Annotated in this window: 17 protein-coding genes; 9 read left to right on the top strand and 8 right to left on the bottom strand. The window is 42.4% G+C overall.

Annotated elements, in window-relative coordinates:
• The first annotated feature begins 110 nt into the window (after nucleotides 1-110).
• Both R7Q47_RS10870 and R7Q47_RS10865 read left to right on the top strand, forming a co-directional pair.
• The gene (locus tag R7Q47_RS10870) at nucleotides 111-1,016 is read left to right on the top strand and encodes a LysR family transcriptional regulator (RefSeq protein WP_005377343.1); all 906 of its coding nucleotides are present in this window, start codon (nucleotides 111-113) and stop codon (nucleotides 1,014-1,016) included.
• Between the two features lie 132 nt (nucleotides 1,017-1,148).
• A complete protein-coding gene (locus tag R7Q47_RS10865; RefSeq protein ID WP_262687702.1) occupies nucleotides 1,149-2,054 on the top strand; it encodes a TIGR03571 family LLM class oxidoreductase in 906 nt (301 codons plus the stop codon).
• A 115-nt stretch (nucleotides 2,055-2,169) separates the two neighbouring features.
• Here R7Q47_RS10865 and R7Q47_RS10860 read toward each other — a convergent pair whose 3' ends face one another.
• Nucleotides 2,170-3,054, bottom strand: coding sequence for a LysR family transcriptional regulator (locus tag R7Q47_RS10860; RefSeq protein WP_025768150.1), 885 nt, complete (start codon nucleotides 3,052-3,054; stop codon nucleotides 2,170-2,172).
• Between the two features lie 159 nt (nucleotides 3,055-3,213).
• Here R7Q47_RS10860 and R7Q47_RS10855 point away from each other — a divergent pair, with 159 nt between their 5' ends.
• The 3 genes from R7Q47_RS10855 (at nucleotide 3,214) to R7Q47_RS10845 (ending at nucleotide 6,106) form a co-directional block, all read left to right on the top strand.
• Nucleotides 3,214-4,395, top strand: coding sequence for an MFS transporter (locus R7Q47_RS10855; protein ID WP_017635963.1), 1,182 nt, complete (start codon nucleotides 3,214-3,216; stop codon nucleotides 4,393-4,395).
• Between the two features lie 143 nt (nucleotides 4,396-4,538).
• Complete coding sequence (locus tag R7Q47_RS10850; protein WP_042523849.1) at nucleotides 4,539-5,060, top strand: TetR/AcrR family transcriptional regulator; 522 nt, start codon at nucleotides 4,539-4,541, stop codon at nucleotides 5,058-5,060.
• Complete coding sequence (locus R7Q47_RS10845; protein WP_262643753.1) at nucleotides 5,057-6,106, top strand: alcohol dehydrogenase family protein; 1,050 nt, start codon at nucleotides 5,057-5,059, stop codon at nucleotides 6,104-6,106. The genes R7Q47_RS10850 and R7Q47_RS10845 overlap by 4 nt, the downstream gene beginning before the upstream one ends.
• A 193-nt stretch (nucleotides 6,107-6,299) precedes the next feature.
• Here R7Q47_RS10845 and R7Q47_RS10840 read toward each other — a convergent pair whose 3' ends face one another.
• Complete coding sequence (locus R7Q47_RS10840; RefSeq protein WP_262643752.1) at nucleotides 6,300-7,211, bottom strand: GlxA family transcriptional regulator; 912 nt, start codon at nucleotides 7,209-7,211, stop codon at nucleotides 6,300-6,302.
• A gap of 120 nt (nucleotides 7,212-7,331) precedes the next feature.
• Between R7Q47_RS10840 and R7Q47_RS10835 the strand changes: the two genes are divergently transcribed.
• Together R7Q47_RS10835 and R7Q47_RS10830 are read left to right on the top strand one after the other, a co-directional pair.
• Nucleotides 7,332-7,850 (top strand): cysteine hydrolase family protein, encoded by a 519-nt coding sequence (locus R7Q47_RS10835; RefSeq protein ID WP_005377333.1) that lies wholly within the window; start codon nucleotides 7,332-7,334, stop codon nucleotides 7,848-7,850.
• Between the two features lie 120 nt (nucleotides 7,851-7,970).
• Nucleotides 7,971-8,732, top strand: a complete 762-nt coding sequence (locus R7Q47_RS10830) for a transporter substrate-binding domain-containing protein (protein ID WP_005377331.1) — start codon at nucleotides 7,971-7,973, stop codon at nucleotides 8,730-8,732.
• Between the two features lie 98 nt (nucleotides 8,733-8,830).
• Here R7Q47_RS10830 and R7Q47_RS10825 read toward each other — a convergent pair whose 3' ends face one another.
• Nucleotides 8,831-9,904 carry a permease gene (locus R7Q47_RS10825; RefSeq protein WP_411912872.1) on the bottom strand — a complete coding sequence of 358 codons (1,074 nt, stop codon included), beginning with the start codon at nucleotides 9,902-9,904 and terminating at the stop codon, nucleotides 8,831-8,833.
• A 346-nt stretch (nucleotides 9,905-10,250) separates the two neighbouring features.
• On the opposite strand from R7Q47_RS10825, the gene R7Q47_RS10820 reads away from it, so the two are divergent.
• On the top strand, nucleotides 10,251-11,243 hold the full coding sequence (locus tag R7Q47_RS10820) for a zinc-binding dehydrogenase (RefSeq protein WP_005377328.1): 993 nt from the start codon (nucleotides 10,251-10,253) through the stop codon (nucleotides 11,241-11,243).
• Between the two features lie 147 nt (nucleotides 11,244-11,390).
• Here R7Q47_RS10820 and R7Q47_RS10815 read toward each other — a convergent pair whose 3' ends face one another.
• The 4 genes from R7Q47_RS10815 to R7Q47_RS10800 form a co-directional block, all read right to left on the bottom strand.
• Nucleotides 11,391-12,293: a homocysteine S-methyltransferase family protein gene (locus tag R7Q47_RS10815; RefSeq protein WP_205390900.1), complete on the bottom strand. Its 903-nt coding sequence runs from the start codon at nucleotides 12,291-12,293 to the stop codon at nucleotides 11,391-11,393.
• 276 nt (nucleotides 12,294-12,569) lie between these two features.
• Complete coding sequence (locus R7Q47_RS10810; RefSeq protein WP_170893395.1) at nucleotides 12,570-13,304, bottom strand: amino acid ABC transporter ATP-binding protein; 735 nt, start codon at nucleotides 13,302-13,304, stop codon at nucleotides 12,570-12,572.
• Nucleotides 13,305-13,318: 14 nt separating this feature from the next.
• Entirely contained in the window at nucleotides 13,319-14,266 is a 948-nt protein-coding gene (locus tag R7Q47_RS10805; protein ID WP_054579516.1) for an amino acid ABC transporter permease, read from the bottom strand.
• 135 nt (nucleotides 14,267-14,401) lie between these two features.
• On the bottom strand, nucleotides 14,402-15,190 hold the full coding sequence (locus R7Q47_RS10800; RefSeq protein WP_017821680.1) for a transporter substrate-binding domain-containing protein: 789 nt from the start codon (nucleotides 15,188-15,190) through the stop codon (nucleotides 14,402-14,404).
• 461 nt (nucleotides 15,191-15,651) lie between these two features.
• Here R7Q47_RS10800 and R7Q47_RS10795 point away from each other — a divergent pair, with 461 nt between their 5' ends.
• Nucleotides 15,652-15,996, top strand: a complete 345-nt coding sequence (locus tag R7Q47_RS10795; RefSeq protein WP_005377323.1) for a DUF3316 domain-containing protein — start codon at nucleotides 15,652-15,654, stop codon at nucleotides 15,994-15,996.
• Nucleotides 15,997-16,602: 606 nt separating this feature from the next.
• On the opposite strand, the gene R7Q47_RS10790 is transcribed toward R7Q47_RS10795, so the two are convergent.
• The gene (locus R7Q47_RS10790; protein WP_005377322.1) at nucleotides 16,603-17,577 is read right to left on the bottom strand and encodes a porin; all 975 of its coding nucleotides are present in this window, start codon (nucleotides 17,575-17,577) and stop codon (nucleotides 16,603-16,605) included.
• Between the last annotated feature and the right edge of the window lie 8 nt (nucleotides 17,578-17,585).

Below are 17,585 nucleotides of genomic sequence, written 5' to 3'. Positions count from 1 at the left end.
AAATCTCCTGAATTATCGATTTTATAGTTGATTCGAAGCAAAACTTTACGCCGCAAGAAACTTTCCGTAAAGTTAACAATACTCAAATCTAATTTGAAATATATTCAACAATGAAAGCTACTCTAGATGAAATGCGCACCTTTATGGCCGTGGTCGATACGGGTTCAATCAGCTCTGCGGCTGAACTGTTATCGATGACCGTCTCGGCTGTGAGTCGATCGGTATCTCGGCTAGAAGCCAAACTCGAAACGACCTTGTTAAATCGCACAACCCGTAAGTTAGATGTTACTAATGAAGGAACGATATACCTCGATAAAGTCAGACATATTGTAGAAGCAGTAGAGAATGCCGAAGCACAACTGAAAAGCCAGAAATATAAGCCTTCTGGCCTCCTACGAATAAACGCAGCTACCCCCTTCTTACTGCACGTACTAACGCCGCACATTGCTAAATATCAGAGCTTGTATCCAGAAGTCGAAATCGATCTCAATTCCAATGAGGAAAATATTAGCCTTTTGGGAACAAAAACCGATATTGCTTTTCGTATCGGTGAGCTACAAAACTCAACCATGCGCGCGATATTTCTTGGTAAAAGTCGGATTCGAATCGTCGCGAGTCCAGAGTATTTAAGACAACATGGTACTCCAACCTCAATAGATCAGTTACTCAATCACAAGCTACTTGGATTCAACAAGCCGGAGTATCTTAAGGAATGGCCGATCATGGATGATAAGAACAAACTTCTGCGTATTATGAGTAGCCTAAGATCTGATAATGGCGAGACGCTAAGATGTTTAGCCTTACATGGTGCGGGGATAGCTTGCCTGTCTGACTTTATGACCTACTCTGACCGACAAGCTGGTCGCTTAGTGGGCGTGCTTAGTGAACACACGCATAATGTCGAACAGCCCGTTCATGCGGTGTATTACAAAAATGCCAGTACCTCACGCCGGATCAGCTCTTTTATTGACTTCATCAAGCAAGAAATCAAGGTAGAGAACCACCAGTTCCTTTAAAGACCACCGCTGTTTGTGGCAAAACACTTTTGTCTTTTTGCCGCTTTTTCTCACAACAAAAATCTCATAGTGTCCTGAATATCAGGGAGGCACCTTACCTCCTAGTACTCACAGTAATAGTCAGGCTTCATAATGCATAAAGATTTAAGTAACAGATTCACCATCGGGGTTGAGCTCCCCCTAGATAATGACTGGACCCAAGAAGGCCAGAAAAAACGCCTGCTCCAACGAAAACCGTTCGGCGTACCAGACATGAGTGCACATAAACAGCGTATTATGTTAGCCGATAAGTTAGGCTTTAACGTAGCGTGGGTGAGAGATGTCCCGTTGTACGACCCTAACTTTGGAGACGCGGCACAAATTTATGAACCGTTCAGTTATCTTGGCTATCTCTCTGCGTGCACTGACAACATTATACTAGGGACAGCAGCGATAGTATTACCGTTAAGACAACCTTGGCTAGTAAAAAAAGCCGCTGCGACCATCAACGAGTTAAGTGGTGACCGCCTGATACTCGGTGTGGCTAGTGGAGACCGCCCTAGTGAATATCCCGTTTTTAATGCCAACTTTGACAGCCGTGGCTCAGCTTTTCGAGAAAGTGTAGAGATTTTGAAAGATACGCAAAATGATAAGCTGGGTAACGATCTACAGTTATTACCCGAGTTTGCTGATATTCCTATCTATGTCGCAGGGTTAGCGCAGCAAAGTCCACAATGGATAGGAGAAAACCTAGACGGCTGGCTCGCCTACCCAGGCACACCTGATGATCATGAACACCGCGTTGCACTTTGGCGCTCCGTAGCGGGAAACAAACCCTACGCCAGCTTTATTCATCTTGATTTAGTCGATAACCCAAATGCACCAGTCGTTCGGCATCATTTTGGTATCCAGGCCGGAGTCAATGGCTTGAGCGATGAGCTAGAAAAAATGCAAGAAGCAGGAGTCAACCACATCGGGTTGCATTTCCGTCGTAATAGCCAACCAATTGAGAAATCAATGGAACAGATCGCTCAGTACGTGTTGCCACGCTTTAACTAAGATCAAATAAAAATATGTGCCACCTTACTAAGGGGTGGCACGCTAGGCTTGGCACTTGGGAAAATAAAAGATGCAATAACGACAAAACTCTTTTGTTAAAACAACAATAATAGAGTTATCTTAAAGTAAGTCTTGGTTGAATAAAGTCGATGAACGCGGAAATACGCTTAGAGACTGAAGAAGATTTGTAGAAGACAGCATTGACCTGTTCTCGTCCAGTATTTGTGATTTTTTCCGATTCAAACAATGCCACTAACCGTCCAGAATCAAGATCATCTTTCACCATAAAGCCAGATAAACATGCAATGCCATTCCCTGCCAACACTAACTGTCTAACCGTTTCACCACTGCTGGATAGGATATCAGGCTCTATCATCTCAAACCCTCGTAATGGCCACTGATTTAACACTTTAGCGCCAGAAAAACCGATCAAGTTATGACTGCGCAAATCGCTCACCGCTTCAGGGAAACCTCGTTTAGATAAATAACCAGGCGTGGCAACGATAAATAGTGGGCTTGTTCCTAAAGGTTTAGCATGCAGTGTTGAATCCGATAATCGTCCAATACGTATCGCCACATCGGTTCTTTTTTCCAATAGATCCACAAAACCCTCATTAGAGGTAAGATCGAGTTGAATATCAGGATAAGCCTCTTTAAATGGCTGAATTAACGGCACGAGTTGATGTAAAACAAATGGGCTAGCGGCATCAACTCTTAAGCGCCCCTTGGGTAATTCACCTCGTGTGATGATCTCTTCTTCAGCTTGCTGTATTTGTAGTAAACCTAAGCGAACCGCTTCAACAAACTGATGCCCTTCCTCAGTAACTTCCACTCTGCGTGTCGTGCGATTCAGCAAGGTTACCCCCAACTGTGATTCAACTTTACTAACCGCACGAGATACCCTAGCGACTTGAATACCTAGTGCATCAGCAGCGGAAGAAAATCCACCACTATCCACAACTGCCATAAGAATCTCTAATTCATCTGATCGGGTTAACATTTCATCCCCTTTCTTAACTGCGCACTTTCATCATTTATAACAAAAGTATTTTGTAATAAACACCATTTTTCGCAACGAATAACTCTTTAATAATACACGACATGGAAACGGGCTATTCGTTTATCCATTCATATTCAATGATTATAAGAGAGAGTTGTTATGCCTTTAGCTTTACTTGCATTGACGCTTAGCGCCTTTGCTATTGGAACCACGGAGTTTGTAATTGTCGGTCTGATACCGACTATGGCCTCCGACCTCAACGTATCATTACCTTCAGCGGGTCTTTTAGTTAGCCTGTACGCACTTGGTGTTGCGGTTGGTGCTCCCGTTTTAACAGCGCTGACTGGTAACTGGAAAAGAAAGTACGTTCTGCTTTCTGTTATGGCACTGTTTGTTCTTGGCAATCTGTTAGCCTGGCAAGCACCTGGATACAACACACTAGTTACAGCAAGGATACTGACCGGGCTTGCACACGGTGTGTTCTTTTCGATCGGCTCGACTATCGCCACTGGCCTAGTGTCAAAAGAAAAAGCCGCTAGCGCAATTGCTATTATGTTTACCGGTCTGACCGTAGCTCTAGTGACGGGCGTGCCACTTGGCACCTGGATTGGCCAGACATTTGGTTGGCAGGCAACCTTCCTAATCGTCGCGATCCTTGGAATCATCGCACTGATAGGAAGCGCTCTGCTAGTGCCGAGTAATCTGAAACAACCACCAGCAACCAAGCTGTCATCGCAAGTAAAAGTCTTGACTCAACCTCGTCTACTTTTGGTGTACGCAATCACCGCGCTCGGTTACGGTGGTACGTTCACAGCCTTCACTTACTTGGCTCCTATTTTGGAAGAAGTTTCGGGGTTTGGCTCTAGCGCTATCAGCCTAATTATGTTGGTTTATGGTGTATCAGTCGCATTCGGCAACATCTGGGGCGGAAAGATGGCCGACTCTATGGGGCCAATCAAAGCTCTGACCGCGATTTTCTCGGGCCTAATTGTGGTATTGCTCGTGTTTAGTGTCACAGCATTTAATCCAATTTCTGCAGTAGTGACCATTCTTGTCTGGGGTGCCTTTGCCTTTGGTAACGTTCCAGGACTTCAAGTTTATGTTGTCAAACTAGCAGAGAAATATTCACCTGATGCAGTCGACGTCGCTTCTGGTCTCAACATTGCTGCATTTAACGTAGGTATTGCACTGGGTTCTTGGGGCGGTGGCCTTATCGTGGCCAATGCTGGGCTGATGCACACACCTTGGATTGGCGCGATCGTAGTATTAGGTGCTCTACTACTAACCCGTTTCAGCGGAATGCTAGACAAGCGTGGAGAGCAGCACGCAACGGCACACTGATTCACGTTCCGAATCGATAAAAATCACTTAAGTTAGCCCGGCATTACGTCGGGCTTTCAATACAGAGTTTAAATACACCATTGACTGAGGTAGAAAGTTTATTCTACCCTTAGGTAAAACAAACGTTCTACCTGGTATGTCAAATAGTGAAAGAAAAAATCGCAGCAAGCCTAGAAAAAGCATTCAGTCAGTATGGCTTCGCCGAGCCGAGCGTACCCCAACTCAAAAACGCCTGCGAAGTCAGCCTGAGAACCCTGTACAAATACTACCCCTCCAAGGAAGCGATGATTGTTGCAGCTCTCGAGCATCGCCATCAAAGGTATTTGAGTTTTTTGCTCGAAGACGCCCCTGCCAATGGAACACCGGCTGTATTACACCTATTCACTCGCCTCGAGGATTGGATGAAGGAGTTTGCACCGAATGGCTGCATGTCCATCAATGCATTAGCAGCCTATCCAGAAAATCTATCGATTAATCAAGCAGTAAAACAACACAAATTGGCGGTCCGTCAGCTTATGCTCCAACTAAGTCAGCGAGAAGACCTCGCAACCACACTCTTCTTGTTACATGAAGGTTTATCCAACGCATGGCCGGTTCTCGGTCACGCTGCCTTTGCATCCGCTGAACACACTCTGCTAGAACTAATGAAGGAGAACAATCAATGACCACAATCCCGAAAGTAATGAAAGGCGTCCAACTTATCGGTCATGGTGGGCCAGATATGCTTCGTTACCGCGATGATATACCTGTGCCAGTCCCCTCGCCTGATGATGTATTGATCCAAGTTGCCGCCGCCGGAGTCAATAACACCGACATCAATACCCGAACAGCATGGTATTCTAAAAACGACGCCAATAGCATGGATGCAAGTTGGTCAGGAGACGCGCTATCTCTCCCTCGAATCCAAGGTGCCGATGTATGCGGTACCATCGTCGCTGTTGGTGAGAATATCTGCCCATCACGAGTCGGCCAGCGCGTGCTCATCGAACCATGTATTACGCGCTTCAACAGTCAAGCACTTAGCTCACCTTGGTACTTCGGTTCAGAATGTGATGGTGGCTTTGCTCAGTTCACTGTTGTTGACAGTAAACATGCATATGCAGTGAATAGTAGTTTATCGGATATCGACTTGGCCTCCTTCCCTTGTTCTTATTCAACTGCCGAGAACATGCTTGTCCGCTCTAATGTCACAGCGAGCGATACCGTACTGATTTCAGGGGCATCCGGCGGTGTTGGCTCTGCCGCAATCCAACTGGCGAAGGCGCGTGGAGCATACGTCATTGCTATCGCCAGCCCAGAAAAAAAGGAACAGATCACGGCATTAGGAGCAAACCAAGTTATCCCTCGCGATGCAAATTTGCCGGCGACTCTCGGAGAAAACAGCGTTGACGTAGTGATTGATCTGGTCGCTGGAGATCAGTGGCCACAATTTCTTCAGGTACTAAAGCCAGGATCAAGATACGCTGTTTCCGGCGCCATAGGCGGCCCAATTGTCGAGCTGGATGTAAGAACTCTTTACCTTAAAGACCTAGCGTTATTTGGCTGTACCGTTTTGGCACCAGAAGTATTCGGTAACTTGGTTCGCTATATCGAACAGAACGCAATTCGTCCCTTAGTCGCGGAGTCATTTCCCTTAAACCAGATAGGTCAAGCGCAAGAAGTATTTTCACGCAAGCAACATACTGGAAAACTGGTTTTGGAAATCACATAGCTTTTCGATTAACAGCGGTCTATACAAGTCGTTGTAATTTGAGAACACTTTAAGCATTCTAAAAAGTTCTCAATACTTAGAAGATCGCTACGGTTGGCTTAGCTTGTTATCCCTTTTCATCACGCTAAGCCAGCTTGTAAAAATATGCGGTGTTTATAAATGTTTAATACCAACATTATCTTACTTCTGGCGTTTATGAACAGAACCGAGATCTGAACGACTTTGGTGTTAAACCTACGAACCTATTAAATATTTTCCTGAACGCGCTCACATCTTGGTAACCCACTCTAAATGATATTGCGTCAAATGTTAGGGTTGTCGACTCAAGTAAATCACAAGCTTTTTGGACTCTTAAGCTTTGTATGTATTGGTTAACATTGAAACCTGTCGCCTTTTTAAAGCGTCGCTGCAATGTCCTTTCTGTTAAACAACTCAACTCTGCAAGCTCTTTATTGCTCAGTTTTCCTTGATAATGATCGTTTATATAGTGCTGTAGTTGAACAATTACCCCATCACCATGTTGGAAGTTTGGAGTAAACTGTTGATAAAAGCGTTGCTCTCTCGGACCAGTATCAATAACCAACATTTTTCCTAGCAGGCGCATTACTGCCGGTGACGCAAATAAGGAAACCAATTCCAAACCTAAATCCACCCATGACATCATACCCCCAGCCGTAATGATCGTTCCTTCGTTAATAAGGATGGCTTCTTGTCTTACGTGGATATCGGGAAACTGACTCGCTAATGAAGGAGCCAAGCCCCAGTGTGTTGTACAAGACTTATTGGTCAACAACTGGGTTTGAGCAAGAATAAAAGTACCAGCGCAGGCGGAGGCTAAAATCGCACCTTTACTATATTGGACATTTAACCAGTCGAGTAGCTCTGGTTCTGGTTCTAAGTAATATTGACCAGTGCCGCTAGGCGGAATCATTACCGCTGTTTTCACATCGAAGTGCGTGTTTGGCCAGTGATCCAATATCTCTACTTCAAAGTGCACATCAACGCCCAATTTAGCCGCCGCACGGTTTGCCATCTCGAAGAGTTCGCTTAAACCATATACGGAGGCTTGCGAGCTATCTGGGTAATTAACGAGTGCTATTTTCATTTTCAATTATCTTCAAGTGTCGCTTTTTGACTCTTTTGTGTCATTTTAGACTCTAAAGAAGGTAGCTAAAAGTCTTTATATTATTCGTACCGCAATGATCCTGAATAAAAGGAAAAGAAAATGACTCAAAAAGCCCTACTTGTAATTGATTTGCAAAACGACTATTTCCCAGAAGGAAAGTTTCCTTTATGGAATACAGAATCAACTTTAGACAATGTTAAGAGAGCAATAACTAAAGCCAATGAGCAAAACATTCCTGTGATTCATATTCAGCATATTGCCGATCCTGCCATGGGTATTGCCCCGTTCTTCAATGAAGGCAGCGACGGTGCCAATATTCACCCAGAAGTTCTTGCTTTAGCGCCGAATTCCGAAATCGTGGTAAAGCACTTCGCAGATAGCTTTGAAGGAACACGTTTAGAAGAAGTATTGGCAAGCAAAAATGTAACGGAGTTACTTGTATGCGGAATGATGACACAAAACTGCGTGACACATACTGCTATCTCAAAATCTGCGGACAAGTATGATGTTTCGATCTTAATGGATAGCTGTACCACGGTCGATGAAATGATTCACAACATTGCACTTCACGCTGTCTCAACGAGAGTTCCCCTCGTAACTATTGAAGATAAGCTGTAATACACGTAAAACCTTTCGCTCACACAATGCGGGCGAAAGGTCACACATATATGCACTTTCATTGATATTTGCTTACTTTGTGTTAAACATTGGTTTCCAAACAGTTACAAGGAAACGTTTATGAAATGGATAGTCGTATTGTTTATTAGCTTATTTTCAGTTTTCAGCCATGCGAAAGAGTGGAAACAAATTCGCTTCACTGTTGAAGGGGCTTACCCTCCATTTAGCTGGACGACAAAAGAGGGAAAGCTAGAAGGGTTTGAAGTCGACCTCGCTAACGCGTTATGCAAAGAGTTAGAAGTAAAGTGCGTTATCTCAAAAATGGATTGGGATGGCATCATCCCTTCTCTCCTTAGTCGCAAGAACGATGCGATTATTGCTGCAATGACAATCACAGAAGAACGAGAAAAGAAAGTCGATTTCACCGTCCCTTATGCAAAAGTACCGACTCGTTTTGTAATGAAAAATGATAGAGAAATCAACATGGATGACGGCAGCCTAAATCGTTTATCTATTGGAGTTCAAAGAGCCACAATTGGTGATAAGTACCTTTCGGCCTTGTATCCAGATATTGATATTCGTCGTTATGGTACGTTCGATGAGGCATTTACCGATCTACTCAATGGACGGTTAGATGCTGTATTTGGCGGCTCAATCGGTTTAAGTGCTGGTTTTCTTGAAACTGCACAAGGTCAAGGCTATCACTTTACTGGACCAGCGTTTACTGAGGAAAAGTGGTTCGGCCGTGGCATTGGCGTAGCAGTGAGAAAACAAGACAAAGAATTAAAAGCATTACTCGATAGCGGAATACAAAAATTGATCCAGAGCGGTAAGCATAAAACCATCGCCAGCAAGTATTTCTCCTATAGTATTTACGAGTAACCTCTTTATCTTTTTATAGCCTGCGCGGTATAGGAAACTTCCCTTTCCCTATATGGCGACAAAAACGGAGCCCTCGAGCAGTCGCCCGAGGGTTATTTTTATAAAAAAGCCCACGTATATAAGTAACCCGCTCCCATGGCCATCGTTAAGATAACGATTAGGAAGGCAGCGATCATTTGGTTCTTAAAAATTGATTTCAACAAAATCACTTCTGTAAGACTTGCGCCAGCACTACCAATAATAAGCGCCATAACAGATCCAAGAGCCATACCTTTTTGTACTAGTGCCGCGCTAAGTGGAATGACCGCCTCTGCACGGATGTACAATGGAATACCAATGATTGCTGCGACCGGAATCGCGTACCACTTCGCTTCACCAGCGAACTCCGCAATGAACTCCGTCGGGATGAAGCCATAGATAAATGAACCAATCGCAATGCCCATCATGAGATAAGGGAACACTTGCTTAAAGTCTTTCCAAGTTGATTGCCAAATACGTACCCAGCGGCTAGGTTCTTTCTCTTCCACGACTGTCGCTGTTGCACTACCGTCTGATGAACAGCAGGACACTTCCACTTTAGGTTCAGGTTTTGGTGCATCACCACAGCAAGATGTTTTCGCCGCAACTGGCGTAGGTTCATTGCAGGCGCTGGTACCACAGATTGATGCTGGTCTCGCTTCTTCTTTTTTCTTGCTTGAATCGCCACAAGAAGTACCGCACGAAGAAGAACCTACCGCTTGATATGCTTCTGGTTTGACGTAACGTTCAAACCCTAGTTTTTCAAGTACATAGCCTGCTACCACTGATACTGACATCGCGATAGCAAAGTAAAATACCGCAACTTTCCAACCAAAAATCACCACAAACAAGCCAATAATCACTGGGTTAAGCAACGGGCTTGCAAATAGGAACACCATCATAGGTCCAAAACCTGCTCTTGCACGCAACAAGCCTTTTAAGAAAGGAATGGTCGAACACGAACAGAAAGGCGTAATCGAACCTAGCAACGCAGCAATGAAGTAACCTTTACCCTTTTTCGAGCTGAGAATAGATTGAATTTTTTCTGGCGTTAGAAAATCTTGCAACACACCGACAATGTAGCTAATTGCCAGAAATAAGATGATAAGTTCGGTTGCTAGAAACGCAAACATATCCAGCGCTTCTTTAGCCATAGTTATAATTTCTGTATTCACATTTACTCTCCTAGTCATTTTTCGCTAACGAGCTTACCTGATAGATAAGCCTTTATTTCGATATTTCTGGAATTATAGAATCACAAAACAAAAAATCAACAGAATATTTCCATAAAAATGGAATAATAAAACTAGTCATTACTTATCATAAAGTTACATGTCGTTAGCTATGCAGACTGGTTGTCGGTGATAATTTCAGAGCATCTCGATTCCTTTTTATCAAACATAACCTAAAATTATCAAAATAAGAAAAAACCATAATTATTGCAGCAGCACCCTCTGAGTTAGTATGACTTTCGACCATTCTTAATAATAAGGAAAACCTATGAGAGCGATAACTTACCAACGAGATAACGATACTTTCTCTTTATCCGAATTACCTACACCAAAACTAGAAACCCAATTTGATGTATTGGTTAAAGTTAACGCTGTTGGTTTGAACCCTGTCGATGCAAAAATTCATTATTGGTCAGACATGGTCACTAACATGGATAACAATTTTGTTGGCGGGTTAGACGTATCAGGAGAAATAGTCTCTGTAGGCGATGCGGTCGTTGATTGGAAGGTTGGCGATAAAGTGTTGTATCACGGAAACATGAGACGCCATCACGGTGGATTCGCTGAATTTGCTATCCATGATTCAAGAACGCTCATAAAGCACCCTCAGGTTCCGGTTGAAGTGGCAGCATCTACACCTTGCGCAGCCTGGACCGCATATCGCGCTTTGGTAGACAAGCTCGATATTTCAAATCGAAGCAGCATTTTTATCGCCGGAGGTGCTGGCGGCGTTGGAAGCTTTGCTATTCAGTTAGCAAAGACATTTGGTGTTGAACAGATCATTGCTACTAGTTCAGAAGCTAATCACGCATATTTGTCCTCGTTAGGAGCAACCCATACGATTGATTATCATCATGAAGATGTAGTTCAGCGAGTAATGGACATTACCGGAAATCATGGCGTTGAGGTTGCACTCGATTGTGTAGGCGGTGATAACGATCGAATTGCAGCCTCGGTGTTAACCTTTGAGGGCGAAATGGTGGAGCTCGTCAAGACTGTCGACCCTTCTCAATATCCAGATGCCTTCTTAAAAGGCTTGGGCTTCCACCAAATAAGTTTGGGCTCTGGTCATGTCTTTGGCGAGAGAGGGTTTGCAAGTATCGTTAATGCCGGAAAGGAAGTGTCTGAGCTATTAGAAAATGGAGAATTGGAAGTACCGAAACTGAAGATCATCGGCTTAGAGGATGTAGGTAACGCACTCTTGGACATGCGAAATCAGAGAACAGTTGGAAAGATTGTCGTTAATCTGAACCAAAAATAATTAATAAAGATCTCGAGGCAAACTGGCAAAGTAATGAGCAAGTTAAAGCATCTTGTTACTTTGCCAGATATGAAAGACCTTTATTTTGTCTATAACGATGAATGAAAAACAAAACCTCTTGCCATACTTCCCTGCGCTTCACCAAAATTAGGCGTTTTCGAGAGTGTCTCTCCAAGTCGCTAGCAATTTAATATGACGTGGTTCAATCCCACAGCAACCACCAATAATGCTTGCTCCCTGCGCATGCCACTTTTTAGCATACTCAAGATATTCAGTCGGAGAGAAATGACGAACTTCCTGAATGGTCTCGTTGGCTTGGTGCGCTTGCTTTATCGGAGCAAAGCTATTTGCGAAAACACCTATCGTCAATTCTCTACCTGACTCACTCAATACTGCTTGTGTATCTATGATCGCTTGCTCGACAACTTCAGGAATAGAGCAATTGAAAAAGATACCTGAAACATTTGTTTTCAACAGCGTATTAACCGCGACTTTAAGAGATTCCCCTGAGCGAAGGCGAGGCAAAGAGTTAGGCTCATCCATTAAGGTGAAAGCAAGATAATTGGGCTTATCTGTTTTGGCTAAAATTATTGATAGAACTTCAACTTCAGCGAGGCTAGACACGGTCTCAGCTAACCAAATATCAACATATTGATCTTGAGCTTCAAATAACTCAGAAGCCACTTCCAGTGCCCTTTTCGGCTCGAATAATTCAGGCCTGTAAGACCCCATTACAGGAGGAAGAGAACCCGCAACGAGCACTCTACCGTTAGAGCTGGTGACTACATCTCTGGCAATTTTAGCTGCAGATTTTGCTAAGTCAGTCCCCCGTTTTGCATAGAGTTCCTCGCCTAAGTGAAATGGGACACATGCATAACTGTTGACAGTGATAATCTCAGCGCCAGCGTCTATGAAATTCTCATGGGCCATTTTTACATGTTGTGGTGATTCAATTAGCGCTTGTGCACTCCAAAGCGGCTGAGAAAAAGGGGCGCCAATACGTTTCAACTCTCGCCCCATGCCACCATCTAAAATTGTTACTTTCTTCATTTAGACATCCATACCGCCAAACATCCATACGCTCTATTCAAACACAATTTTTATCAATTCAAAATGAAATTGTTATGTTTAAAGTGAACAAAGACTTAATGGCTGATTAAACACTTTAGTATTTACCAGACCTTTCATTCGGACCAAGCTAATGTTATCGCCATTAACTTCGAGTAAAAAGCCCATTATCTATGTCTCTCGGCGAGGCGAACGTTACGAGCCACAATAGTGCATGAAGTGATTGAGGGACTCGCCCTCAATCAAATTTTCTTTTTATTATAAGACTTTAGATAAAAACTTCTGCAATCTAGGGTTGGTGGGGTTATCAAAAAATCGCTCAGGAGAGTCAGAAACCAAAAGCTCACCATCTTCCATAAACAACACCCTATCAGCGACCTCTTTTGCGAAACCCATTTCATGAGTAACCACGACCATCGTCATTCCGTCCTTGGCCAAATCTTTCATCACATCAAGAACTTCTCCAACCATTTCAGGATCTAGTGCTGATGTGGGTTCATCAAACAACATAATGTTGGGCTTCATTGCTAACGCACGAGCGATTGCGACGCGCTGCTGCTGCCCACCTGATAAATGATTAGGATAATTATCCATTCTCTCCGATAGACCGACTTTATAAAGCAAATCTTTTGCTTCTTTCTTCACCGATTCAGGGTCACGTTTAGAAACCTTTAAAGGTGCCAACATGACGTTCTCTATCGCCGTTTTATGTGGAAAAAGGTTGAAGCCTTGAAATACCATGCCCACATCAGCGCGTAGTTTATTGATATCCGTAGATTTGTGGTACATATCGATACCATCTACGATAATAGACCCACTATTTATTGTCTCTAATTGATTGATCGTCCGTAAGAATGTTGACTTACCAGAACCTGACGGTCCTACGATGACAATCACTTCCCCTTTTTCTACATTTACCGATACGTCCTTGAGCGCATGGCAGCCATTAGGGTAAATTTTATTAATTGTTTTTGCTGAAATAATGTATTCCATTAATGACTCCACCATTAATCACTTGCTGCCAATTTCTTTTCTAACGTTTGTATTGCCCAAGATAAGGTACTAGTCAGAAGCAAATAAAGGGCCGCTACGGTAAACCAAACTTCAAATGGGGCAAAACTACCACTTACGACTTCCCTGCCCGCTTTTGTCAGATCAGTAATCGAAATCACGGAGACAAGTGAGGAATCTTTTATCAGGTTGATAAACTGCCCGGCTAAGGGAGGTAATGTCTGCTTAAACGCTTGAGGTAAAATGACATAAATCATCGCTTTGGGATAATTCATTCCTAGTGAACGCGCCGCTTCCATTTGTCCTCTTGGGATTGACTGGATTCCTGACCGCACAATTTCTGCGACGTAAGCGGCGGTAAACACGGAGAGCGCTATCACTCCCGCAGTAAAACGCTCAAGGTCAAGCACAGTACCAATAAAGAAGTAAACGATAAAAATCTGTACTAAAAGAGGCGTTCCACGAATGACCTCGACATACACAAGCGCCAGCTTTTTTAATGCCAGATTGCTGGATATACGCATTAGTCCGACAACTAAGCCCAACGCTAGAGCAATGATAAGTGACCAGAGTGAGATTTTAATGGTCGTCACAACACCATCTAAAATTGGGCCAGAGCGCCACTCTTTTATAGTTGCTAAGGTATCTCCTTCAAAAATAAGATCACCTTCATAGACGTCGACAGACTTATATTGGCTTAGTTCAAGAACAATATCACCATGAATACTTTCCAGAGCCAGTTGGTTATTCTCGTCGAGAATGATGTTCCCATCGACAGGCGCGGTAATGGATGAAGCAGCGTTAGTGGCAATATAAGGAAGGACACGCTCCCAATTCCAGCTGTAATCGATTCGCTTACCTGACAGATAGACAAGACCGCAAATTGATAGCAAAACAAGAACAAAAACAGCGTTCCACAATAGGGATTTAAAGTTATTTTGCATGTGATTCCGAGAATGACTTTGATTAAAGTTGGTTGGGTATTTGAATAAAGAAAAGCGTTAGCTTCACAGCACGAACCGTTTGGTTGGCGATGAACCGAGCCAGAAGCTAACCGCTCCTCTACAATAACAAAATGATTACTTAACTTGCTTTAACCATTTATCGTCGTTAAACCACTTATCGTAAATGCGATCGTAAGTTCCATCGCCCTTAATTTGACGTAAATAGTTGTTTAAGAAGTTAAGCGTATCTGGATTTCCTTGCGGCACAGCCCAACCCAAAGGCTCGTAAGTAAACGGTTTAGCCAAGTGCATTAACTGCCCTTTGTTTTCCGCCACATAAATAGAGTTGTAAGGAAAGTCATAAACAAACGCATCTACCTTTCCGTTGGCAACCTCAAGTACCGCTTCAGACTGAGTTTCGTATAGATTTATCTTAGCTTTCGGAAGGTATCGTTTTACCGCTTGCTCACCCGTTGTCCCAAGCTTAGTTGCAACAACATAATCTGGACTATTGAGATCACGGTAACTAGACACTTTACCTTCATGCTTGAGATCTACGAGAATAGATTGACCAATAACCACATAGGGATCAGCGAAATTCACCTGAGTATTTCGCATAGGTGTGATCGTCATCCCGCCCATAATCATGTGACACTTACCAGTCAACAGTGTTGGGATAATGCCATCCCATGAAGTGTTTACCGGCACAAACTTAACATCCATGGCACGCGCCATTTGCTTACCCAAATCGATATCAAACCCGATGTACTGCCCATTTTTTGCTGTCATTTCAAAAGGCATATACCCAGAATCAAAGCAGACTTTTAGCTCCCCTGTACTTTTGATGTCGTCTAAAATTGGGTCTGCATTAACCGTCGTCGAAACAGCTAACCCCAGTGCAGCAAAACACAATAACTTTTTCATGGATATTCCTTTATCATTTGTTGTAAAGTTTTTTTATACACGACAATAGAATAAAAAACCACAAACAATGACTTTTTAATCACTAGAATTTGTAGGATCGTTACTAAGCTGGAAGATCTGAATGAAAATCTATACCAAGCCATTGCAATTGAATTGCATGCATTAAGTGATTAAGTTGTAGGCAGGTCACTATAATGACAAGAAACATACGCTTTGACTGAATAGTCAGCGTTTCCGAGAGTGGTTTAATTAATAACGAAACCATACAGATATTCGCTTTTTCACATTGACCGTAATGTCAAAAGTGCTTGAGTTTTATTGTTGACAATTCTTCCATAGTTAATGGTCACAAATGTGATGTACAGCACATTTCTATAATGGCACTATCACCTTTGTCGAGAGATATTAACAAGGATTCGTTGGACATCTTGACTTTGTAATACAAATAAAAAGGTGACTATATGAAAAAACTAATGACGCTCTCATCACTATTATTATTCAGTTTATCTGCTACTGCTGGTATTCATGTCGAACACTCTACAAACAAAGTTGTTCTCAATGACTTTACGACAAAAGATGCCGCTTATAGCTCTGCGTTTGATCTTGTCGATGAATACCAAACGCTATCAAAACATGAACTTAGAAATCGTCTAAACATCATTGGAAGCGGTTTCCCTCGTGATATTGCAATCGATGATAGTAAAGTGAGAGTTGAAGAATACGCACTTAACCGTGATGAAGTTAAATATCGTGCAATCATAAACTTCGATTATCACTTCAGAACAAGTGACGGCGGTAAAAACTAAAAAATCATCTGCACCTTTACTTTCTTAGAGCCCTTCCTATTTTAAGAAAGTAAAGGTGTCTAATCATATTGAAACGACTGCTTTTCATAAATCGCTCTCTCCTTACATAAACAGTATCAATCCCTACCTCTATCGTTTACATAAAAATAATTTTTCCAATCTTCATTGAGATACATTTCGTCGTTTGGCGCTTTATCATTCACTTGGTTCGCCATATGGATTCCACATCACTTAAATGAAAAAGACCCTTGAAATTGAGTTCACTTTTTTATGAAGATTAACTCAACCTAAGATTGACAATTTTCGTTATATTTTTCTCGTTTATAGCAATATATAAAAAAACTCTTTTTGTTTTAATTAACCATAAGACGTAAAAAAAAGGCAACAAGATACTTCTTGTTGCCAAAGAAAAAATCATCATTCAAAAAATATGAAAATGAAAACTAGCAGTGGACTAGCTAACAAAACAATTATATCCAAAACACTTTAACAAGTAACGATCAATATAATCCATTATATATGGATGAAAATCAGCACTTATAAAATTACACCGATAAATATAAAAAGCCTGAAAATAGTTTCAGGCTTTTTATATTTATTAATTTTTTAGAATGAATATCTCGCAGCTATTGCAAGAATATCGTCTTCATTGTCTACATCTGTAATTCTGTATTCTGCTAGTGCTTTAAAATTAGAAGTCAAATCGTACTCTGCACCTAGTGAGTAGTAATCGACGACATCTTCATCATCACGCTCTAGATTGTTATAGCCAACTAGTGCCCAAAGCTTATCTGTTACTTCATAAGTGGCAACTGCTTCAATACCGGTGTAATCAATATTACTTTCAGAACCATCTTTAGCCCAGTTTTCACCATCACTGTATAAAACAGAGGCATAAAACTTGTCGTATTCAAATGCAATAGCACCCGTTAGCAGCTCTGCATCTTCTGCACCCGATTGCCCTTCACCTTCGTTGTAACCAAGCGCAACTTTGAAGCCATATGGCAACTTGTAGTCCGCCGCCGCACCATAAGAGGCTGCATCTGTTGACACTTCATCGTTTTCAGCCTGATAGCTAACATGAATATTCAAACCTTCATAGCTTGTCGTTAGCTTAAATACTGAATCGGAGCGACCGGTACCATATAGATCCGCACTTACGCCAGCAGCTTCATTACCAAACTCCGGGAAAATATCCGTGTAATCAGATACTAAAGTGACCGCACCGTATTGACGTCCATAACTTACTGTTCCGTAATCTGCACCAACTCCTACATAGCCTTTTCGGATATCAAATTCATCATCTTCAATCCCATCAGCATCTCTGCGATTAGACTTAAATTCCAACTCATATAAGCCGAAGGCATAAAGATCTTCATTTATTTTAGACTCACCTGAAAGTCCTACACGAATGTAGCTATTATCTCCGTCAGCATTTTTATCATCAGAGAAATAATACATCCCTTGCGCTCGGCCATGAATATTTAACACTGATTCTTGATCTTCATAAACTACGGCTGAATTTGCAGCACTTGCAGAGAAAAGTGCTGCGATTGCGATCGACGTTCTTGTCATTTTCATTTAATTAC

This window comes from Vibrio sp. Vb0349 (assembly GCF_033338975.1).
This window is presented reverse-complemented; position numbering and strand designations above follow the sequence as displayed.